This is a genomic window from Ralstonia insidiosa (assembly GCF_008801405.1).
Classification (GTDB): domain Bacteria; phylum Pseudomonadota; class Gammaproteobacteria; order Burkholderiales; family Burkholderiaceae; genus Ralstonia; species Ralstonia insidiosa.
In genome coordinates this window covers 1126817-1149335 of sequence record NZ_VZPV01000002.1, presented here as the reverse complement: position 1 = coordinate 1149335, position 22519 = coordinate 1126817, and the positions used below count along the sequence as shown (strand labels likewise).

General features: G+C 63.4%; 16 protein-coding genes. 3 read left to right on the top strand and 13 right to left on the bottom strand.

The genetic code is table 11. From position 1 onward, the window contains the following. Position 1: 1 nt before the first annotated feature. From F7R11_RS22005 to F7R11_RS21950, 11 genes are all read right to left on the bottom strand, one after another. Positions 2-1336, bottom strand: a complete 1335-nt coding sequence (locus F7R11_RS22005) for a dihydroorotase (protein ID WP_064807855.1) — start codon at positions 1334-1336, stop codon at positions 2-4. 4 nt (positions 1337-1340) lie between these two features. Beyond that, positions 1341-1907 (bottom strand): gamma carbonic anhydrase family protein, encoded by a 567-nt coding sequence (locus F7R11_RS22000; protein ID WP_031328948.1) that lies wholly within the window; start codon positions 1905-1907, stop codon positions 1341-1343. Beyond that, complete coding sequence (gene zigA / locus F7R11_RS21995; protein ID WP_064809074.1) at positions 1904-3106, bottom strand: zinc metallochaperone GTPase ZigA; 1203 nt, start codon at positions 3104-3106, stop codon at positions 1904-1906. Before zigA ends, F7R11_RS22000 begins: the two co-directional genes overlap by 4 nt. Before the next feature lie 471 nt (positions 3107-3577). Further along, positions 3578-4477 (bottom strand): hypothetical protein, encoded by a 900-nt coding sequence (locus F7R11_RS21985; RefSeq protein WP_064807857.1) that lies wholly within the window; start codon positions 4475-4477, stop codon positions 3578-3580. A 2-nt stretch (positions 4478-4479) separates the two neighbouring features. Beyond that, positions 4480-6198, bottom strand: a complete 1719-nt coding sequence (locus F7R11_RS21980) for a DUF2334 domain-containing protein (protein ID WP_064807859.1) — start codon at positions 6196-6198, stop codon at positions 4480-4482. Positions 6199-6212: 14 nt separating this feature from the next. Further along, a complete protein-coding gene (locus F7R11_RS21975) occupies positions 6213-6665 on the bottom strand; it encodes a hypothetical protein (RefSeq protein ID WP_064807862.1) in 453 nt (150 codons plus the stop codon). Positions 6666-6674: 9 nt separating this feature from the next. Further along, on the bottom strand, positions 6675-7934 hold the full coding sequence (gene wecB, locus F7R11_RS21970) for a non-hydrolyzing UDP-N-acetylglucosamine 2-epimerase (protein WP_064807864.1): 1260 nt from the start codon (positions 7932-7934) through the stop codon (positions 6675-6677). Between the two features lie 237 nt (positions 7935-8171). Beyond that, on the bottom strand, positions 8172-9920 hold the full coding sequence (locus F7R11_RS21965) for an NfrA family protein (protein WP_064807866.1): 1749 nt from the start codon (positions 9918-9920) through the stop codon (positions 8172-8174). After that, entirely contained in the window at positions 9917-12037 is a 2121-nt protein-coding gene (locus F7R11_RS21960) for a glycosyl transferase family protein (protein ID WP_064807869.1), read from the bottom strand. Before F7R11_RS21960 ends, F7R11_RS21965 begins: the two co-directional genes overlap by 4 nt. 756 nt (positions 12038-12793) lie before the next feature. Then, positions 12794-14605: a methyl-accepting chemotaxis protein gene (locus F7R11_RS21955; protein WP_064807871.1), complete on the bottom strand. Its 1812-nt coding sequence runs from the start codon at positions 14603-14605 to the stop codon at positions 12794-12796. A gap of 102 nt (positions 14606-14707) precedes the next feature. Continuing rightward, positions 14708-15427: a glycine zipper 2TM domain-containing protein gene (locus F7R11_RS21950; RefSeq protein ID WP_064807873.1), complete on the bottom strand. Its 720-nt coding sequence runs from the start codon at positions 15425-15427 to the stop codon at positions 14708-14710. A 261-nt stretch (positions 15428-15688) separates the two neighbouring features. Here F7R11_RS21950 and F7R11_RS21945 point away from each other — a divergent pair, with 261 nt between their 5' ends. Continuing rightward, positions 15689-16621 carry a 2-hydroxyacid dehydrogenase gene (locus tag F7R11_RS21945; protein WP_064809075.1) on the top strand — a complete coding sequence of 311 codons (933 nt, stop codon included), beginning with the start codon at positions 15689-15691 and terminating at the stop codon, positions 16619-16621. A gap of 24 nt (positions 16622-16645) precedes the next feature. Here F7R11_RS21945 and F7R11_RS21940 read toward each other — a convergent pair whose 3' ends face one another. Next, positions 16646-17890, bottom strand: a complete 1245-nt coding sequence (locus F7R11_RS21940; RefSeq protein WP_064807875.1) for a branched-chain amino acid ABC transporter substrate-binding protein — start codon at positions 17888-17890, stop codon at positions 16646-16648. Positions 17891-18144: 254 nt separating this feature from the next. Between F7R11_RS21940 and F7R11_RS21935 the strand changes: the two genes are divergently transcribed. Together F7R11_RS21935 and F7R11_RS21930 are read left to right on the top strand one after the other, a co-directional pair. Further along, complete coding sequence (locus tag F7R11_RS21935) at positions 18145-18792, top strand: TetR/AcrR family transcriptional regulator (RefSeq protein ID WP_064809076.1); 648 nt, start codon at positions 18145-18147, stop codon at positions 18790-18792. An 84-nt stretch (positions 18793-18876) separates the two neighbouring features. Beyond that, positions 18877-19311 carry an HIT family protein gene (locus F7R11_RS21930; RefSeq protein WP_021193621.1) on the top strand — a complete coding sequence of 145 codons (435 nt, stop codon included), beginning with the start codon at positions 18877-18879 and terminating at the stop codon, positions 19309-19311. A 9-nt stretch (positions 19312-19320) separates the two neighbouring features. On the opposite strand, the gene F7R11_RS21925 is transcribed toward F7R11_RS21930, so the two are convergent. Continuing rightward, the gene (locus F7R11_RS21925; RefSeq protein WP_064807877.1) at positions 19321-22509 is read right to left on the bottom strand and encodes an efflux RND transporter permease subunit; all 3189 of its coding nucleotides are present in this window, start codon (positions 22507-22509) and stop codon (positions 19321-19323) included. Positions 22510-22519: the final 10 nt, after the last annotated feature.

Here is a 22519-nt window from a genome sequence, read left to right as displayed (position 1 = left end):
ATCAGGGCGCCGTTTCAGCAAAGCGCACCGGCTGCCCAACTGGCTGGCCAACCACCACCCCTTCTCTCACCACGAGCCTACCGCGCACGACAGTGGCGATAGGCCAACCTGTTACGCGCAGGCCGTCGTACGGCGTCCAACCCGACACACTGGCAATCCAGCCATGCGTGATCTCGCGCCGCGCTTTCAGGTCGACCAGCGTCAGATCAGCGTCGTACCCGATCGACAGGTGCCCCTTGGCTTCAATGCCGAAGATGCGCGCGGGCCCGGCACTGGTCAGGTCCACCAGCCGTTGCAGGCTGAGCCGTCCGGCGTTGACGTGATCCAGCATGATCGGCAACAGTGTCTGCACCCCCGTCATGCCACTCGGTGATGATGGATACGGCCGGGCCTTCTCATCCAGCGTATGGGGTGCGTGGTCGCTGCCGAGTACATCCACAACACCATTGCTGACGGCCTGCCACAGCGCCGCCTGATGGCGAGCGTCGCGCACGGGCGGATTCATCTGGGCCAGCGTGCCAAGACGCTCGTAACACTCGGGCGCGACCAGGCTCAGATGATGCGGCGTGACTTCAACGCTGATGCTGGCACTGGCCTTATGCCGCGCCAGGAATGCCATCTCTTCGGCGGTCGATACATGCAGGATGTGCAGACGGCGCTGCGCCTCCATGGCCAGCTTTACCACGCGCTGCGTCGCCAAGAGCGCGCTCTCGGCATCGCGCCAGACAGGGTGGTCGCGCACATCAGCAGAGTGCTCGACCAGGGCGCGCCGCTCGCGCAGCCGGGCTTCGTCTTCGGCATGCACCGCCAGGCGGCGACGCCCCTTGCGCAGGATGCGGCGCAGCACCGTCGCATCGTCGACCAGCAGATCACCGAAGGAGCTTCCCATGAAGACCTTGACGCCTGCACAGGCCGGCAACCTCTCCAGCTCCGGCAACTGATCCACATTGGCAGCAGCCCCGCCCATGTAGAAGGCGTAGTCGCACCACGCGCGGCCACGGGCCCGCTCGCATTTGTCTTGCAGATCCTGCGCGCTGAGCGTGAGCGGATGCGTGTTGGGCATCTCGAACATGGCCGTCACGCCGCCCAGCACGGCGCCACGCGTGCCTGCTTCCAGGTTCTCTTTGTGCGTGAGGCCGGGCTCGCGAAAATGCACTTGGCTATCAATCACCCCCGGCAGCACGTGCAAGCCCCGGGCATCGATGGACTCGTCAACCGCCCAGCCTTGCGCATTGAGCGCAACGATGCGTCCAGCGCGGCAGACGACATCGCCCACATGCAGCCCGCCCGGCGTCACGAGCGTGCCGCTGCGAACGATCAGATCAGCGTGCTTCATTGCATCAGGCCTCGAAGGTGGCCTGGATGCGCTTGTACCCCTGCACAAGGTGATTGTTGGTGCGTGCCACGTCTTCAGAGAACGCCGACTCGCGCGCAGACACCTTCCGGATATCGCGCAGATCCGTGTCGGGCCCGATACGCTCGGTGGACGGCACGTAGAAGCCATCCGGCAAATCGCAGCCGTCCACCACGGCGTTATGCCGCACGACACCGCCCTGCCCGATCGTGCAGTTGAACAGCACGCTGTTGAAACCGATGAACACGTCATCCCCCACCACGCAGGGCCCGTGCACGATGGCACGGTGCGCAATCGACGTTCGCTCTCCAATGGAGACGGCCGCGCCTGACTTGGAATGGATGACCACACCGTCCTGAATGTTCGAGTGCGCCCCGATGACGATGGGCTCCATGTAGCCCTCTGCGTCCACTTCGTCCGCGCGAATCACGACGTAAGGACCGATGAACACGTTCTCGTACACGATCACGCGCCCACACACGATGGCGGTCGGGTCAACAAAGGCACTTGGGTGAATCTGCGGCAGATCACCGCGCGGGTTCTGCCGGATCATGCGCTGGGCCACTCGGGAAACGGGTTGGTGTAGCGCTTCCAGGCGTGCGGGCCGGCGGCCATCTCGGTCTCGGTCAGCAGGCAGGCGTCAAAGCGTACGCGCAATGCCGTTTCGTTCATGCCGATGCCGATCAGGACGATTTCCTGGCGTGCATCGCCCACGTTGCTGTCCCAATGCTGGTGAATCGTGGCAACGGATTCCGGGTCGGTTGGCCAGCGCTCAGGGGGCACGGCCGCCCACCAATAGCCCGCTACGTTATGCCGTGCCATCGCCCCCGCCTGTGACCATGACCCGGCATGCGCCGGATGGCTCGCCAGCCAGAAGAAGCCCTTGGATCGCACCACGCCCGGCCACTCGCTTTGCACCCAGTCGAAGAAGCGCTGCGGATGAAATGGCCGGCGTGCTCGATAGACGAAGCTGCCGATGCCGTAGGTATCGGATTCGGGCACATGTTCGCCGCGCAGCGCCTTCAGCCAACCGGGTGCCTTGGCGGCCTCGTCAAAATCGAACCGGCCCGTGCCCAGCACGCGATCGATCGGCACCTGGCCAAACATGGCGCGTTCAATGCGAGCGTGCGGATTGAGGCGATGCAGGATGCCCTCCAGGCGCGTGAGATCAGCCTCGCTCATCAGGTCAGCCTTGTTGAGCACGATCACATCGCAGAACTCGATCTGGTCGACCAACAGATCCACTACCGTGCGCTGATCTTCCGCACCCATCGATTCACCGCGTGCCTGCAGGCTGTCGCGCGAGCCGTAGTCGCGCAGGAAGTTGTACGCGTCCACCACGGTCACCATGGTGTCGAGCCGCGCCACATCGGCCAGCACCGTGCCATCTTCGCCCTCGAAGGTGAAGGTCTCGGCCACCGGCAGTGGTTCGGAGATCCCGGTGGACTCAATCAGCAAGTAGTCAAAGCGCCCTTCCGCTGCCAGGCGGCGAACCTCGACCAGCAAGTCTTCGCGCAGGGTGCAGCAGATGCAGCCGTTGCTCATCTCGACGAGCTTCTCGTCAGTGCGCGAGAGTTGCGCGCCACCATCACGCACCAGCGCAGCGTCGATGTTGACCTCGGACATGTCGTTGACGATGACCGCCACACGCCGCCCTTCGCGGTTGTTCAGGACATGGTTGAGCAGCGTTGTCTTGCCCGCTCCCAGAAAACCGGACAGGACGGTGACGGGCAAGCGGGCTGGCGAAGTCATGGGCAGATTCACGGCGGTCACGCCTTTTATGCAACTGTGTTGCAAAAGAAGATAACGCAACTGTGTTGCATTTGCAATGCGCGCGTGAATCCACGCGACACAACTTGTGCGACGTGACATGCCGTGACTTTGCACAGAGATGTCAATGGCCATGGCGTGGCTCAACGCCCGTACTTCGTCATCATCGGGTTCCAGATTGCGCTGTGGCTCAACCGCGGCGGAAACTGTCGGCACGTGACAAGCGATCAGCGCAAACCCAGACGACGCGCAACCCGGTCATCACATTTCAACCTCTACATGGATATCCAGCAGCGCATCAACCTGGCGATTCTTGAAGCGCTGCACAACTCGGGACAGCCTTCGCATTACCGACCCGCACCATCCAATTCGGACGGCACCAAGGCGAGCCCATCGAGCCCGATGAAGAGCGCCGTGGACAGCCGCACGGCCCGCAATACCGAGGCACACAGGCTAGGGCGCAGGCGTTCTGGGTGGCGTAGCCGGCATCGACTGGAATGCTGCGTCGATGCTGCGCCATAACGGCCGCGTACGCGGCACCATGTCTTGCCGGAAGTACCACCAGAAGTAGCCGCCAACAAACCGTGGATGCGCAATCGACAGGCCGTAGTAGCGCGCGATCAATGCGCCCTTGCCTGCCGCGTGGCGTGTACCGATTTCTCCAAAACCGAGCATCGCCTGCGGAAACAAACGCCCCAGGCGCTCGAACACGGCACTCCAGTCGGGCGGTGCGATCTTGCAATCGTCTTCGTAAAAGCTGAGGAAAACGTAGTCCACACCGTTGCGCAAGCCTGGCGGCAGATTGCGCTCGGCCCAGTCGAACATGGCGCGTGAGGGTGTTTCAGCACAGCCTTCGTTGTAGTAGAGCGTGAGCGCCGTGCGGCCACCGCGCTGCTTGATGGCGTCGTAGGCAACCTGCGTCTTGTCGATGATGTCGCGCGTGCTACCGGTCCACTCGCCGTTGATCTCGTTACCCACTTCCCAAATGTCGACATTGCGGCCCAGAACATCGAAGTACGTGATGGCGCGCTCGCGCATCTGCTGCACGGTGGTTTGCTTGAGGGTGGACGAATCGACCAGTTCACCCATCACATAGGCCGCACGCCGGATGGCGGCGACGGGCGCTGCGTAGTCCGACGCGGCCATTCCTTCATCAAAGACGATACGCACGGTGGGCGTGCGTGACAGGTGCGAGAGCGCATCGACCACGGCAGGCACATTGTCCACCGCATCCACCGTCACGCCATATAACGGCGCAGGGCCGGCAGGCATTGCGCCCACCAGCCCTGCGGCCTGGGTGGATGCGCCCAACACCAGCACTGTTACCGCCAGTATCGAGCGCATCCGGTGCATGACTACTGCGCCGTGCTGGCATCTACCCAGGTAAAGCCCAGGTTGGTGATGCCGGTAATGATGGTTTGGAAGTCAGCATAGCCTGGCGTGCCAAGATCGGGCTCAAGCCAGAATGGATGGAAGAAGAACGAAGCAAAGCCATCGCGCACGACCAACGCATAGTTGGCATTGGTCAGGATGTCCTGCGCGGAGTACGTCAGGCACGATGACGGGTCAATATTGCAGATGTTGTACTCCACGTTACCCAGGTTCTCCGGAATCACACGCTGGCCGTAGTAGTCCTTCTGAATGATGTAAGGGAAGAACTGGCCAACCGAGAAATCATGTCCCGGTGTGGTGGCATTGAGCGTCTGCGGATTGCTTGACGTGTAGTACACCACGCGTTGGTAGGTGTTCTTGAAGTACTGCGGCACGGCTGCAATGGCCAGTGGAGAAGATTGGTAGTGTGGCGCCTCCCACGCAAATGGCGTGTAGCCGTTGAGCTGCAACTCCAGTAACCCGGCAGATAAACGCCCTGCCGCCCACTGCGTTGAATCCTCGTTCACGGGCCGGTTCAGGGTGGCAAGCCAGAACTCGTAGTCGTTCGCGCTGACCGCATTGACGAGGTTCGGGATATTGCTGTACTGGTGCGTGTAACCGTGCATCAGTAGCTTGCCGCCGCGCGCAATCGAATAGTTCAGCGCCTGCTTCAACCCTGTTGCATTGACCATGTGAATGGTCTGCGCCACGCCACCGTTGTAGACGCCGTTGGGGTCGGTGTAGAGCGGGATGGTTGCGAGCGAGAACGGGATCTTCTTGCTGGACATGTAGTCCGCCAGGGTTTCGATCGACGATACGGTATTGGTGGCGTTGAGGTCCTCCAACCTGACCAGCGCACGATGCTGCGTCGGTGCGTTGGTGCCGAGAATATCGTGCAGCATGTCGCAGACCACCAGATAGCGGTCGCGCGGCCCGATGAACGAGAACGGCATGTCGGCGAAATACCAGAAGTTGCCCGAGCGAATCACGTATGGCGCAGTCGCCTTCGTGACCGAGTTGGTGATCGTCACCAGGCTTGTCGCCTTGGTGGCATCGGCCACCGCCGTCACGCCAATGTCCGGGTCTGCGGAAACCGCCCCGGTCGTGGCATTGAAGGCGTAGTACTTGGTCATGGTCTGGTTCTTGTACGTGACCGTGTCATAGAAACCAGGGTTGGGCGCACTGGCCGTCGGCGCAGCATTCATGCCGGCAAGGCTCGAGAACGAGATGCCATAACGTGAGGTGAACGGATACGCCGTGTTCCAGGCAAGTTCCCACAAGTTGTACTTGAACCAGACGACGGTTTTTTGCGTGGTGCTTACGTCCGACAGGAACGCCGCCGGAATGGGGTTGGCGTAGTAGCTCCCCATGTAGAACGTGGCAGTGTACTGCTCGGTCATGCCAGCCGTGTAATTCTGCACGGGCAGCATGGTGATGGTGGTATTGAAGTGCGCGAGCAGGTTGTACAGCATGATCGCGTACGCCTTGCCCAGATTGGTGTACTGGTCATTGGCGGGCGCGTCGTACAGCACCAGGATGGGGGCTGGCGTGGTCTGCGCGGATGCCGTTGTGCCGACCGTCACGCAAATGGGCCCGAGCCCGATGGTGCAGGTGGAAGCCTGCGCGGGCCCGGTCAGCGAGACGCCGAGTAGGCCGCCCGCAAAGACTAGTGCATAGAGAAACTTACGAAACATCGATTTCATGATGGCTCTCCGACTCATGGGCGATACACCGAGCCGTCCGCTTGGCGGTAGAGCCCGAGGTTGAAGTTGGGACCACGGTCGTGGCCACGTTCCGTACCGGTTGGCTCGTTCTCTGGCATACCGGGACGGATTTCGGTGATGCCAGGAGGGCGCGGTGGCGGAACGACCTGCCCGTTTTCATCCATGACGCCGTAGCCGTAGGCGCGTCCGCCCCCGGTCACGGGCTTTTGTGTGGCCACAGCCACCACAGCCGGTTGCACTGGCTGCCCAGCTGTGGCCGTGCCACTGGAAGACGCTGGCGCAGACTTTTTCTTATCTGCGTCCGTGCCTGGATTGCGCTGGTCAGAACCACCAACAACCACCGCCGGAACCCCTGCATTGCCGGCCCATGGTGGCGCCAGTGCCAACCATCCAGCGATCAGGGCGGAGGCCAGCAAGATGCCGCCCCCGATGCGTTTCGCTTTCATCCAAGCCTCCTAGCCATTCAGGCGTTGCATGGATGCAGCCCCGATCGCCGTGGCGCGTGCCGCTTCCAGATTGATGATCTCGGCCTCGGTGGCCGGCTTGCGAACGAGTTGCGGGCCACGCGCCACCACCTCGGCGGGCGCGTCGAAGGCCGCTTTCAATGCATCGACGATGCGATGGCATGCCTGCCCATCCCCATACGGGTTGTGGGCTTGCGCCATGCGCTGGTATTCGTCGGCGTTCTGCAGAAGCGTTTCAGCTTCCGCCACAATGCGCTGCGTATCGGTGCCGACCAGGCGTGCAGTGCCGGAAGCCACGGCCTCGGGCCGCTCGGTGGTGTCACGCGTCACAAGCACCGGTTTGCCCAGCGCTGGCGCTTCTTCCTGAATGCCGCCGGAATCGGTGACGATCAGGTAAGCCCGGTCCATCAGGTAGACGAAGGGCAAGTAGTCTTGCGGCGCAATCAGATGCACGTTGTCCTGGCCCGCCAGGATGGCGTTGACCGGCTGCTGCACGTTGGGGTTCAGGTGCACCGGATAGACGATCTGCAGATCCGGATGGCGCGCTGCCAGCAGGCGCAGCGCCACGCAGAAGTTCTCAAACGGCTCGCCAAAGTTCTCGCGCCGGTGGCCAGTCACCAGAATCATCCGCCGCCCGGCGTCGAGGAATGGATAGCGCGCGGCCATCTCCGCCGATAGCGCCGCATCGGCATCCAGGCGTCGTTTCACAGACAACAGCGCATCGATGACGGTATTGCCGGTGAGCGTGATCTGGCTCGGGTCGATGCCTTCATCCAGCAGGTTCTGGCGCGATTCAGCTGTCGGCGCAAAGTGCCACGTCGTCACGGAATCGGTCACGCGGCGGTTGAGTTCTTCGGGCCACGGAGACCAGATGTTGCCCGTGCGCAGCCCCGCCTCGACATGGCCCACCGGGATGCGCCTGTAGAAGGCGGCCAGGCTGGCAGCCAGTGTGGTGGTGGTGTCTCCGTGCACCAGCACGGCATCGGGCTGGAAGGCATCCAGCACGCCATCGATGCCACCCAGCACGCTGGAGGTAATGCCTGACAACGTCTGCCCAGGCTGCATCAGGTTCAGATCAAACTCCGGCACGATGCCGAAGAGCTGCAAGACCTGGTCGAGCATCTGCCGGTGCTGCGCACTCACGCATACCGCCGACGTGAAGCCTGCCTCGGCTTGCAACGCCTTCACCAGCGGCGCCATCTTGATGGCCTCTGGTCGCGTGCCGAACACTGTCAAAATCTTCCCGGTCATCTTGCTCTCCCCATGTCATCTGCATCGGCTAGCCATTCCAAAGCGCGACGACGAACGCGTCGCTTCTTACGCCGGCATAGACCTCACCATAGAGCGAAGGCCGTGCCATGCACCCTGCCTTGACCTGCCGTGGCGCTGCGACGCCATCGCGCGCGCGCCGAAGCCAATCCTTCTCGTTACCCGTATCCCTCGTTGATCAAAATCGTTTCATCCGTGACACCTCGGCTCCAGGTCCCCCTAGAACCAAAGGATGGCGCGTGCCACTACGCCCTTCGCCCGGTCGGCGTGGGTCAGAGGCAGGCGGTATTGCACGGTGAGATCCAGCCAACTGGCCGGGGCGCTGTATTGCGACTCTCGAAACCAGTAGCGAAAGTTGATGCCGGGGCCAGCACCCAGCGCGAGTTGCCGGTCGGTGGCCTTGTTGTCGTGGTCGCCAGCCAGTACCACGTGCGGGTAGACCGTCAGGTGATCGCTGATCGAGTCGAGTAGCCAGGTATGCCCGTAACGTGCTTCGGTGCTGATGATCATGCGGCCCTGGTTGAGGAAGTACGCGCCCTCCCCGTACGCCTGCCAGGTCTGCCAGCGCGGCTTGGTGACCTGCAGGTCAATACCCTGGTCGGTCGAGAAGCCAATGCGCAGCAGCGTGTCATTGACGCTCTGGGTGCCGATGCGGATCAGGCGCTCAGCGGTGAACACCAGGTTGAGATCCTTGACCGGTTTGTAGCGCGCCCCCACCGACCCCTGCGCCGTCGGCAGGCCGGCAATGCCGTTGCCGTCATAGAGGTTGTCGTAACCGCGCACGAAGAGCTGGAAGATGCTGCCGTCGCGATAGCCAATGCCGGGGGGTTGCCAGTAGACCTCTGCGCCGCCCTGAAACACGCTCACGGTGTTGGGCACGCCAAACGCCGAGGTCTGGTACGCGCCGGAGAGCACCATGCCCCAAGTGCGCTGCATCTGCTCCACCTCGCGTCGGTAGCCGAAGCGGCGGTCGGCGGGAAGGCTGTCATTACCGTTGCTGCCACCGTCACTCTTGGCATCCGCATCGGCAACGTCCAGGCTCTTGCGGAACAGCGTGATCGCGGTCGGGTTGTCGCCCAGCCGTTTCGCTGCATAGGCAGCATCGGCGTAGTGGCTCCAGTTTCCCTGGCCGGTGGCAAAGCCGCGCTGGAACGCCGCAAGCGCGGCGCGGTCGTCACGGGCCCGCAGGTGGCCATAAGCCTCGTTCAATTCACGCTGTCCAATCACGCGCGGGTCATCGGGTGACGTGGCTGCGCTCTGAGCCTGGGGTGCCATCGCCTCGGCAAGCAATGCCTTGGCGTAGCGCTTTTGCGCCGGGTCCGTGGCGTGCTCTTCGGCCAGCGTGGCGGCCCGGGTTGCGCCATCGCGGTCCCCCAGTTGCAGGCGTGATTGCGCGAGGCGCAATTGGACGCCGGCATCAGGCTGATCCTGCAGGACACTGAGCGCATCCAGCGCCGCCTGCGGATGTCTGGCGGAATACGCGCTGTCCGACCACGCCAGATGCAGGTTGCGCTGTTCCTGTGGTGTCCAGTCCGTGCCCTGGGTGGCGTGGGCGAAATCCTGTTCGGCCGTGGCCGAGTCATTCGCCTTCTGCGCAAGGAACCCGTGCTGCGCATATACGCGCGGCTCGTTGGGGTACTTCTGCACCAGCGCATCGGCTTGCGTGCGCGCCGCATCCAACCGGCCCTTGCGCGTCAGCACATCAAGCAGCAACAGGTTCAGTTGCAGGCTGTCAGGCTGCACCGCCAACGCAGCGCGCGTTGCTGCTTCAGCATCATCAAGCTTGTTGGCGTCGATCGCATGGTAGGCGCGGTCTGCCCGGAAGTACGCGTCGGGCTGCAGCGGCTGCGCTGTCTGTTCTGCGACCGACACACCATGACATAGCGCCCATACCGCAGCAGCAATTGGCCACTTGATCGGCCAACCTGCGCCGCGCAGCGTGAAACGGTGGATTCTCTCGGTTTTCATGCCACACCTCCCGCAATTGATGGATTGGGGTGTACCTCTGGGCCGGGGGCCAGGTCATGCAAGACCGGCGCCGGAGGTATCGGGGGGATGGGGGGAGCCTCGGTTGCGGACGCCGTGCCTGCTGCAACAACCGGGCCGGCGCCCGTCATGGATTCGACGGCCAACGTGGCCGAATATGCCGCAGGGCCAAACACGACCGTAGCGCGGCGATTGGGGTCGGCCATCAGTGCCAACTCGGCCGACATCTCGTGGTCGCACGCCATGAAGCACGCAACCTTGCGCCCGGCTGCGCGGGCCAACTCGTCCAGCACTTCACCATTGGGCAATTCCGACACGGCAATATTGAGCGAGCCGTCCTCGCCAATGGAAAACGGCACCACGTGATGCCGCACAGCCAGATCGCGAGGCAGACAATCGGCCAGTGCGCCCAATACGACGTTGGTCAGACTCACGCGCGGCAGGTCAACCTGCTCGGCCAGCGCATCAGCCAACGTGTCTGGCGTGACCAGCCCTTGCTGGACCAGGATGGTCCCGAGCCGGCGGCCGGTTTCCTGCTGCAGGGTCAAAGCGGCGTCGAGCTGCGCTTGCGTGAGCGCTTCCCACTTGAGCAACGTCTCGCCCAGCATCGAGCGCGTGCGGCCGAGGGCATCGTTCGACAAATAGGTGTGCTGGGTCTTGTCCCACGCGATCGGCTTGCCGGTCAGGCAGTAGATCAGGAAGATCTTCCACGCCCGGCATACCGAGAAGAAGTTGATGAAGTTGTTCACCACCAGCCTGGGCAGGCACAGCACGCCTTGCAGCGGACCATTCAGGCGCCCCACGAAATACACGCGCTGCGCCAGCCGGTTGAACAGCAGCGTTGCGTTGATCGCCAGCAAGTCCTGCATCCACACGGAGCCGACCACGAAAGAGCCATCGGGAATCGCAACCCATCCCTTGGCCAGCAACGCGCCGATCACCAGGTAGTTGAGCGACAGCACATACGCCAGGATCGAAAACAGCGCGGTCACCACACCCTTGCGGTCACGGAAGAACATATACCTGGTGATCAGGTTGCCCTTCCACCCCATCTGCAGCCAGCCCTGGAATGCAATGCCGAGCACCCAGCGCGCACGCTGCCGGTAAGCCGTGCGGAACGTGCTGGGGAAATACTCGCGCGTGGCCAGCAACTGCGGACGCACGCCACGCCGCTTGCCAAAACGCCAGCGCGTGCGCGTCTTGCCCTCGGCATCCTCCGCAGGCTCTGTGGTCTCGCAAATCGGGAAGTGCACAAATGCCTCCCGCATGCCGAGATCGTGCAGCCGGAAGCTGAAGTCATAGTCTTCTGTGAGCGTGCTGGTGTTGAAGGGCGAATCGCCCCGCACCTTCATCACCGCCTCGATGGCACGGCGGCTATAGCACAGCGCCACGCCTGCCCCGGGCACCGTACCGGTCAGCGCCTGGCGCGCCACCAAGTCCTTCTGGTGTGTCTCGGAAAAATCATCCATGTAAGTACCGGCCACCCACTCGTACCACTTGCGCTCGAGCGAGAGCACCGGCAACTGCACCAGATCCTGATCGCCGATGAAGTAGTTGAAGTACTTCAGCTCCAGCGGGTGAATCACGTCTTCGCAGTCGTGCATGATCACGCCCGCAAAGCGGATGCCGTGGCCTGCCTCGTGGCGGATGATGGTCTGGATGATGGTGTTCAGGCAGTCAGCCTTGCAGGTGGGGCCATCGTGCGTGACGGCCGCCCGCACCACGCGCCCTGGATAGCGGCGCACCATGCGCTCGACCTCGGTGGTGGTCTCGGCATCATTGCGGTAAGCGCCGGCAAAGATAATGAAGTGCGTGTACTCCATCGTCGCCAAGGTGTTCTCCACCATCTTGGCGATGACGTCGTACTCCTTCCAGGCGGGCACCATGATGGCGAGCCACTGCTCCTCGCGATCACGCAGCGCGCGTGCCGAGATGGTGACGGGCATGCGACCGCGCTGCGGCCAGAGCCACAGCTCCCGCATCCAGTAGAAAGCATCCAGGAAGAAATCGTCGGCGGTGCTGATGAGGATGACGAGCGTGGTCGCCACCGTCAGCGTGTTGAGCAACGCCAGGTAGATTTCCCATGGCACATCGCTCATGGCCCTTCCCCCATGCCGGCATACGGCCGATGCCTGGCAACTCCCCCGCTTTGCGCTGTAGCGCTCATCGCTTTCCCCAAGTTCTTGTCGACCTGCGGCGCAACCACGTGCGCCGTGCGTCCGGCACCGTCGCTTGGCAAGCGATGGCTACCGATGCGGGGTTTTCTGACCCGCTCCGCAAGCGTGAACGCGAGGACCGTACCAACGCCCGCCAGGGCGCGCCGTTATGCGGTGCGGCATGCCGCACGAGCGTGCGCACAGACGGAGGGCATGCAGGGTTGTTGCACCGGTGAACGCGATGCGGGGTTTGGGGCCTTGCTGCAATTGCAGCCACGGCACGCAATACACGTTGCAGCGGTACCGCACTCGTCCAGGCAGACGACAGGCATGCCCTACAAACGACGGAGGCGATTCGCACCCAGGCGCAGGGTGTTCGGCTGAGGCGTACGTGCGCGTTACTTGCAGGGCGTGGTGCACACGCTCGCGTCCAGCGCCCGACAGACGGGACTGTGGTGGAGCAAGGCCTTTCTGCTAAAGGCTTTGCGGGAGTCTGAGCATCGCGGCCGTGATGCTCAGTGAAGGTGTGCCGCAATCGTGCGGCATCAACCGGACTCCATTGCCCGATTGGCGTGGTCGGGGCGGCAGTCTCGGCAGCATCACCACCGACTATCACTCAAATCGGTTACAGCGCTGAAACACAAAGCCGCGCACGAGGCGCGGCTTTGCAAGGGTGATGCGTATCAGCGCATCAGGCCATCAGAACTGTTCCCAGTCATCTGCATCGCTGGCAGCTGCAGCGAGTGCCAGCTTGCCCGGCTTCGGTTCGATTGCCGCGGCAGGCGCAGCCGCAGGCGCGGAAACCGGTTTGGCAGGGGCAGTTGCAGGCGACACAGCAGGCTTGCGCACGGCACGCTTGATTGTCGAGGCAGGCTTGCTCGCTGCAGGTTTGCTAGCAGCAACCGGCGCTGCCGACGGCGCCTTCGCCGTATTCACCACAGCAGCCGGCACAGCGTGCGTCCCTGCCGGCGGCAGGCGGAACGACGCAACCGTCTCGCGCAGCACGCCCGCCTGCTCTTCCAGCGATTGCGCGGCAGCGGCCGCTTCTTCCACCAGCGCCGCGTTTTGCTGCGTCACTTCGTCCATCTGCGTGACGGCCTGGTTGACCTGTTCGATGCCAGTACTCTGCTCGGCCGACGCGGCACTGATCTCGCCCATGATGTCGGTCACGCGCTTGACGGCAACCACCACTTCATCGATCACCGTGCCGGCTTCGGTCACCAGCGTCGAGCCGTTTTCAACACGGCCAACCGAATCGCTGATGAGTTCCTTGATCTCCTTGGCTGCCATGGCCGAGCGTTGCGCCAGGCTGCGCACCTCACCGGCCACCACCGCAAAGCCGCGGCCTTGCTCACCCGCACGCGCGGCTTCCACTGCGGCATTCAGGGCAAGGATGTTGGTCTGGAAGGCAATGCCTTCAATCACGCCAATGATGTCGGCGATCTTCTTGCTGCTGTTGTTGATGCCCGACATTGTTTCGATGACACGGCCCACCACTTCACCGCCCTTGACGGCGATGTCCGATGCGTTGCCCGCAAGCTGGCTGGCCTGGCGCGCATTGTCGGCATTCTGCTTCACGATGCTGGTGAGTTCTTCCATGCTGGAAGCCGTCTCTTCCAGCGAAGACGCCTGCTCTTCCGTGCGCTGCGAGAGATCGAGGTTGCCGGCTGCAATCTGTTTGGTCGCGCTGGCGATGGAATCGCTGCCGCCGCGCATCGTCTCGATGGTGCGGATCAGTCCACGCTGCATGTCGATCAGGCCACGGGTGAGCGCACCCATTTCGTCATGGCTGCTCACGGTGATGTGCTCGGTCAGGTTGCCGCGCGAAATCTCGCCAAAGTGGCCCAGCATGTTCGACAGCGGTACAGAGATCGCACGGTGCAGACCAAACGCACAGCCCAGCGCTGCAACGATACCCACCACGATGGCGCCGATGATCAACATCAGGAACGCGTGCGAGCGGGCCACTGCGTCGTCGTATCCGGCCTTGGCCTGATCGGACTGGCTGCGATCCAAGGCATCTGAGGCGGCGGTCATTGCCACCGACAGTGGCGGGATGACGTCCATGACCACTTTGTCGACCGCGGTTGCGTCATGGGCACGCAGTGCGTTCATCAGCGGCTCAATGCCATCGCGAAACAGCGCTGCACGTTTGGCTTCCAGATCGGCAGCCAGACGGGCTTCATCTGCACTCATGGGCAGCGCCTTGTACTGCTTCCACGCGTCGTCGGACTTGACGCGGTAGCCATTGGCCTTGTCGAGGATCGCCGGTAACTCGGCGGAATCCGGGTGGAAGACCGCACGATCCAGCGTAGTGCGCACGATGGCGGCATGCAGTTGTGCCTTGGCAACCAACGAAGTCGAAGCAAGTTGGTTGCTATAGATCTCTTTGATGGTCGCGTCAGACGCGCGCATGCCGACGACGCCGATGGTGCCAATGGTGGCCAGCAGCACGGCGAGCAGCGCGAGGGCTGCGTTGAGTCGGAAACGGATGGAAAGTCGATTGAACATGGGAGTCAAAGCGGGCAAAAAACAAGTTGCGGCACCCGCTATAACGGCCAGTCCGCGCCGTTCCTGAAGTCAGACGCGAACGAACTCCCCTGCAGAAAGTGGTCAGTAAGGCACTGCCATGTTGTTTTCGATGCGGGCACGGTCACCCGGACGCAGGCCGTTCGGGTTGTTTTGCGTGAGCGTGGCCATCGAGTTGTCGTTCAAGCGCATGGTCACGCGGTAGGTCTGACCGACCACCGTATTGCCTTCCACGGCGTTGCCCGCCATGGCTCCAGCCACCGCACCGCCGATGGTGGCCACGGTATTGCCGCGTCCGCCACCCACCTGGTGCCCAAGCAGGCCACCCACCACGCCGCCAAGCACCGCGCCCACACCGGTGGGCTGCCCGCGCACCGGCACCGCGTCGATGCGCTCGATCACGCCATAGCGATTGTCGGCCGGTGCCTGATAGGCAGGCTCGCTGCTACTCGGATACGGGGAATAGTTCGGCTGCGGCTGCGAATACACCGGCGCCGGCTGCTGTGACGGGTACGGTTGCTGCGGATACGGCTGCGGCGCGCTCGGGTCATAGCTGCCGTTGTAGCCGTTGCTGTAGGTGTTGTCGTACCCGTTGGCGTACGGCGTGGTGCTGTAGGTCGTGCCGCCATAGCTGTTGCCATATGCACTGCTGCCGGCCGCATAGCCAGCGCCATAGCCCGCACCGTAGCCGGGGTACGGTGCCGTGACACAGCCGGCCAAGCCTGCTGCCCCCGTTGCCACTGCCGCCAATACCATCCACCGTCCTGCGTGGCTGACGCGTACCCGTTTGTTCGTTGCTTGCATGATTGATCCCGTTTGTGCGCGCGGCGTCTGGTCCAGGCCGGAGGCCTTCCTGCGGTTTGCGCCCCTTGCCGGAAAGTCTATGCCGCGGGCCCCGCGCCCCGTGAAACCAAATTTCTTCATTGGTAACGGCGTGTAACCTCGTTGCGTCAGGGGCTTCCGGTGCCACGGCCAGCGGGGCGCGCTATGATCCTCGGGCGCCGTGCGCGGCACTTCCTGCTGACAAGACACGGCCCGCCACTCCTCCTCGCCTCGCTCCTCAACATGCAGCCGACACTCTTGATCCTCATTGCGATGACGCCCGACAACGTGGCGCAGATCGCTCAACACTTCCACGTCATCCACGCCCCGACCCGGGCAGAACGCGATACCGCCATTGCCCACAACGGGCAAGACGTGCGCATCGTGCTGACCAATGGATCAACGGGCCTGACCGGCGCAGAGATCGCCGCCCTGCCCAAGCTGGAACTGGCCTGCGCCCTGGGCGCCGGCTACGAGAACATCGACGTGGAAGCCGCCCGTGCGCGCGGCGTAGTGGTGGCCAACGGCGCCGGCACTAACGATGCTTGCGTGGCCGACCACGCCTTTGGCCTGCTGCTGGCCGCGGTGCGCGGTATCCCGAAGCTGGACCGCGCCACGCGCAATGGCGTCTGGCGCGACGACATTCCGCTGCAGCCCGGTGTGTGCGGTAAGCGCCTGGGAATCGTGGGCCTCGGCACCATCGGCATGCAGATCGCACGCCGCGCCGCAGGCTTCGACATGCAGATCGGCTATCACAACCGCAAACCGCGCGACGGTGTGTCGTACCAGTACTTCGGTGCGCTCAAGGAGCTGGCTGCGTGGGCGGACTTCCTGATCGTTGCCACGCCCGGCGGCGCGCAAACCAAACACTTGGTCAATCAATCCGTTCTGGAGGCGCTGGGGCCGAACGGCTGCGTGGTCAACATTGCGCGCGGCAGCGTGGTGGATACGGCGGCGCTGGAAGCGGCCATCCGCACGGGCAAGCTGGGCAGCGCGGGGCTGGATGTGTACGAGAGCGAACCGAAGCCACCGCTGGGCTTGCTGGACCTGGAACAGGTCGTGCTGACACCGCACATTGCCGGCTGGTCACCGGAATCGGTGCAGGCCACGGTGGATCGCTTTCTGGAGAACGCCCGCCGACACCTGGCGGGCACAGGTGTGGTGTCCCCGGTCTAAACCGGAGACACCTCAACGACAGGATCACGACGTCGGTCGCTTCATCTGGCACGACGTCGGCTGGGCCCCCAGGTGCGGTTCAAGCGTGACGTCGGTGCGCCAGCCGTAGCCGGTGTTCTCTTGGTCGTACTTGATCTTCTTGCCATCGGCCTTCACCCAGGTGGTGACATACAGCGTCTGCTGTGCCTGGTGATCGGTCTTGCGCATCTCGACTGGGCCGTTCAGGCTCTCAACCGTCATGCCCTCCATCACCTTGGCCACCTTGGCGGGCTCGGCCGAACCACTGGTCTTGATGGCCTTGGCCAGGAAGGCGATGCCGGTGTAGACGTCGGCGTTGAAGAAATCGTCGTTGTACTTCTTCTTGAAGCCATCGAGCACGGCGTTGGTCTTCGCGTTGCCGTCGTTCGGTGCAAAGTAGCTGATGACCTTCACACGGTCCGCACCCGACGCGCCCATTGCGGTCGGCACACCGGTGGTGCCGGCGTAGTACGTGTAGAAGTTGGTGTTCAGGCCTGCATCCTTGGCTGCGCGAACCAGCAGGGCCAGATCGCTGCCCCAGTTGCCGGTGATGACCGTATCGGCGCCGGATGCACGAATCTTGGCCACGTACGGCGAGAAGTCCTTCACCTGCGCCAGCGGGTGCAGGTCTTCACCCACGACCTGAATGTCAGGACGCTTGCGCTTGAGGTAGTCCTTGGCTGCACGCGCCACCTGATGGCCGAACGAGTAGTTCTGGTTCAGCAGGTAGACCTTCTTGATGTTCGGGTCCTTGGCCAGATAGGTGGTCAGGGCCTCCATCTTCATGTCGGAGTTGGCGTCCAGACGGAAGTGCCAGTAGTTGCACTTGCTGTTGGTCATGTCCGGATCGACCGCGGCGTAGTTGAGATAGATGATCTCCTTGCCCGGATTGCGGTCGTTGTATTTGGCGATGGCGTCCTGCAACGCCATGCCCACGCTGGAGCCATCGCCCTGCGCAACGTAGCGGATGCCCTGATCGGTGATCTGCTTGAGGATCGTCAGGCTCTCTTGCGGCGAGACCTTGTTGTCAAACCCCACGACTTCAAACTTGGTGCCGTTGCCGCTCCAGTTCTGCTGGTTGGCGATATCTGCCGCGTATTGCCAGCTGCGCAGCTGGTTCTGACCCAGTGCGCCCATCAACCCGGACAGCGGGTCGATCCAGGCGATCTTGACGGTCTCAGCGTGAACAGTGCTCGCGCAAAATGCGCCCGCGACGGCCGCCGCGCACAGCGCGAGTCGGAATGCCTTCATGCAAATGTCTCCTGATGTCTTATCGTTAGACGCCGTGCAGAAGGCATCGTCGAGCATGGTTCCTTGCACAAAACCGTAAACCGAGGCTTACGGTATCTCGATCCTTCCATACACAAACGTATGTGCATGGTAGGAGTGCGTTTGTTGACATGTCAACCGGAGAAAACCTGGGGCGCTCAGCATGCGCTCAGCGCTGGACAGCGGTGTCAGCGTCGCTAGAATCCGCCTTCATGTCCAAGCCGCACGAGGTGCGCATGCCCTCCCCGCTGATCGACGAACACGACGCACCCGTCGACGCCGAACCCACCTCTCCCGCTGCGCCGCGTGCGCAGCTCACGCCCAACGACTGGGTGCGCGCGGCCACTGATCTGCTCGTCACCAAGAGCATCGACGCCGTGCGCGTCGACGTGCTCGCCAAGCAACTGGAAGTCACGCGCGGCAGCTTCTACTGGCACTTCAAGAACCGCGACGATCTGCTGCATCAGGTGCTGCAGGACTGGAGCGAGCGCACGCGCGTCGGCCCCAAGCTCGAGCGACAGAACCCATCGGTACAGGGGCTCGTGCGTGATCTGCTGGCGCTGCCGTTTCGCGGCCGCAGCGCGCGCCGCACCGCCATGATCGAGTTCGCCATCCGTGCCTGGGCGCGACGTGACCCGATGGCACAAGAGGCCGTCGAAACCGTCGACGAGCACCGCATGGATTACTACGTCCAGCACTTCCAGGCGATCGGCTTTGCGCGCAAGGACGCCAAAACGCGCGCCTTCATGCTGTACGCCTACCAGCTCTCCGAAGCCACGCTGTGGCACCAGGGCAGCAAGCCCGAAAAAGATGCACGCCGCCGCTTCTTTGAAGACACGCTGCTGGCCGGCGCGCCGCTGCCGGCGGACGACGGTGTCGCTTGATCTACGCCAAGTTCACACCATACGAGCGCCCGCCTGTGGCAGATATACTGCGCGCTGCCCTTTCTTGTTTTGCCGGAGACATCCATGCCTGACGCGACGTACAACGACCAGAACATCTTCGCCAAGATCCTGCGCGGCGAACTGCCCTGTATCAAGGTGTATGAGGACGACCACACCATCGCCTTCATGGACATCATGCCGCAGGCCGACGGCCACGTTCTGGTGCTGCCCAAGGAAAGCGCAGCGGAGTTGTTCGACCTGTCGGACGAGGCCGCCTCGGCCGCCATCCGCACCACGCGCAAGCTGGCCCGTGCCGTGCGCGCGGCCTTCACGCCGCCGGGCATTGCCATCTTCCAACTCAACGGCAGCGCTGCCGGCCAGACCGTGCCGCACGTGCACTTCCACGTGCTGCCGCGCTACAGCGATACGCCGCTGCAGCCGCACGCACGCGTGCAGGCCGACAGCGACAAGCTGAAGGCCCACGCCGAAAAGATCATCGCAGCACTGCAAGCCGAGTAACTTCTCCTGCTACGGCGCAGCGGATGGCAGTGCCGCATCCGCCTGCGCCATTGCACCGTCCCGCTCGTCATCACGTCGATACACCAGGCGATACAACACCGGCAGCACCAGCAGCGTCAGCGCCGTCGACGACAAGATCCCACCGATCACCACGGTTGCCAGCGGACGCTGCACCTCTGCACCGGTGCCGGTCGCCAGCGCCATCGGCACGAAGCCGAGCGATGCCACTAGTGCCGTCATCAGCACCGGGCGCAAACGCGTCAGCGCGCCCTCACGCACTGCCTCATCGACGGACTGCCCACCCTCACGCAGGCTGCGGATGAAACTCAGCATCACCAGCCCGTTCAACACCGCCACGCCCGACAGCGCGATAAAGCCCACCGCCGCGGAGATCGATAGCGGAATGCCGCGCAACGCCAGCGCCAGGATGCCGCCCGACAGTGCAAACGGAATGCCGGAGAACACCAGCAAGCCATCCTTCAGGTTGCCGAACATCATGAACAGCAGCGTGAGCACCATTGCCAGTGCCAACGGCACCACGATCTGCAGGCGCTCGGTGGCCGACTGCAGCTGCTCGAACTGGCCGCCCCACGCCATCCAGTAGCCGGTCGGCAAGCGCACCTGCGCATCGAGCACGGTCTGCGCCTCCTCCACGAACGAGCCGATATCACGCCCGCGCACATTGGCGCTGATGACGATGCGGCGCTTGCCGTCCTCGCGGCTGACCTGGTTGGGGCCGGTGACCTCCTTGAGCGTCGCCACGTCGGACAGCGGCACGTAACCCTGGCCGTTGGGCAGCGCGAGCGGCAGCCGGCCGAGCGCGGCAGGGTCACTGCGCAAGGTTTCCGGCAGACGCACCACGATGCCGAAACGACGATCACCCTGGAACACTGTGCCCGCATCCTTGCCACCAATGGCCGCCGACACCGTGTCCTGAATCACGCCGATCGACAGCCCGTAGCGTGCGGCCTTGTCGCGGTCGATGTCGACGTTGAGAAACGGCAGGCCACCCGTCTGCTCGATTTTCACTTCAGTGGCGCCGGCCAGCTTGCCGAGCTGCGCCGCCACGATCTTAGCCTGCGCTTCCAGCACGCTCATGTCGTCGCCGAACAGCTTGACCGCTACGTCGCTGCGCACGCCCGAGATCAGTTCATTAAAGCGCAACTGGATCGGCTGCGAGAACTCGTACGCGTTGCCGGGCAGTGCCTCCACCGTGGTGCGGATGTCGGCGAGCAGTTGGTCGCGCGTACGCCGATCCTGGCGTTTGCCGTCGGGACCAGCGGGCCAGTCCTTCTCCGGCTTGAGCATGATGTAGCCATCGGAGATGCTGGGCGGCATCACATCCGTTGCCACCTCGGCCGTGCCGGTGCGGGCGAAGACGCGTTCGATCTCTGGGAATTTCGCCTTGAGCGTGCGCTCGATCTGCATCTGCATGTCGAGCGATTGCGCCAGACCCGTGCCCGGCACGCGCATCGCCTGGATGGAGAAATCACCTTCGTTCAGGTTGGGCACGAACTCTGCGCCCAGGCGTGTGGCGGCCACCAGCGAGACTGTCACTGCGACAGCGGCAAAGGTCAGCACCACCGCCGGTGCGGCCAGCACGCGCTCAAGCAGCGGGGCGTACAGGCGGCGCGCCCAGCCCATCAGGCGGTTCTCCTTCTCCGCCACGCGCTCGCCAATGAACAGCGCCACCGCTGCCGGCACAAACGTGATGGAAAGAATCATGGCCGCCGCCAGTGCCAGCACCACCGTCATCGCCATCGGGTGGAACATCTTTCCTTCCACGCCCGACAGCGCAAAGATCGGCAGGTATACGACCATGATGATGAGCTGGCCATACAGCAGCGGGCGACGCGCCTCGCGGGCCGCCTCGAATACCTCTTCAAAGCGTTCGGCAGGTGTGAGCGGTCGGCCGCGTTGCTCCTGTGCATGTGCCAGGCGCCGCACGCAGTTTTCGACGATCACCACCGCACCGTCGACGATGATGCCGAAGTCCAGCGCGCCCAGACTCATCAGGTTGGCGCTGACCTTGGCCGACACCATGCCGCTGAAGGTCATCAGCATCGACAGCGGAATCACCAGCGCAGTCAGCACTGCCGCGCGCAGGTTGCCAAGGAACAGGAACAGGACAGCCATGACCAGGATGGCGCCTTCCAGCAGGTTCTTCTTGACGGTGGCGATGGCCTTGTCGACGAGCACCGTGCGGTCATACACGGACTCGACACGGATGCCCGCAGGCAGCGTCTTGCGGATCTCCTGCATGCGCTTGTCCACCGCCTGCGACACCGTGCGGCTGTTTTCGCCCATCAGCAAGAATGCGGTGCCGAGCACGACTTCGCGCCCGTTGCTGGTGGCTGCGCCGGTGCGCAGTTCACTGCCGCTCTCGATGGTGGCCACGTCACGCAGGCGCACGGGTGTGCCGTTGGGGCTTGCCAGCACGACGTTGCCGATGTCGGCCGCGTCACGTAACTGTCCGGGGGCACGCACGAGGTACTGCTCCCCCTTGCGCTCGATATAGCCGGCGCCGACGTTGGCGTTGTTGCGATCGAGCGCAGCCACCACGTCGGCCAGCGTGAGCTTGTACGAGGCCAGGCGCTCGGGGCTGGTTGCCACCAGAAACTCCTTGGCAAACCCGCCGATGGTGTTCACCTCCGTCACACCGGGCACATTGCGGATCTGTGGGCGGATCACCCAGTCCTGCAGCTCGCGCAGGTCGGCCGGCGTGTAGGCGGTGCCGTCAGGCTTGCGCGCATTGGCATCGGCTTCGACGGTCCAGAGATAGATTTCGCCCAGCCCCGTAGAAACCGGGCCCATGCTCGGCGCCATGCCGGCTGGTAGTTGTTCCTTGGCCGCCTGCAGGCGTTCGCTCACCAACTGGCGCGCGAAGTAGATGTCGGTGCCTTCCTTGAAGATGACGGTGACTTGCGATAGGCCATAGCGCGACAGCGAACGCGTCTGCTCCAGCTTTGGCAGCCCGGCCATGGCCGTCTCCAGCGGATAGGTGACACGCTGCTCGGTCTCCAGCGGTGAATAGCCCGGTGCCGGTGTGTTGATCTGCACCTGCACGTTGGTGATGTCGGGCACCGCATCGATGGACAGGCGCGTGTAGCTATACGCGCCGAATACGGCAGCGGCCAGCACAGCCAGCAGCACCAGCCAGCGCTGGGCAATGACGGTACGCAGAAGGCGTTCGAACATGGCGCCTCCT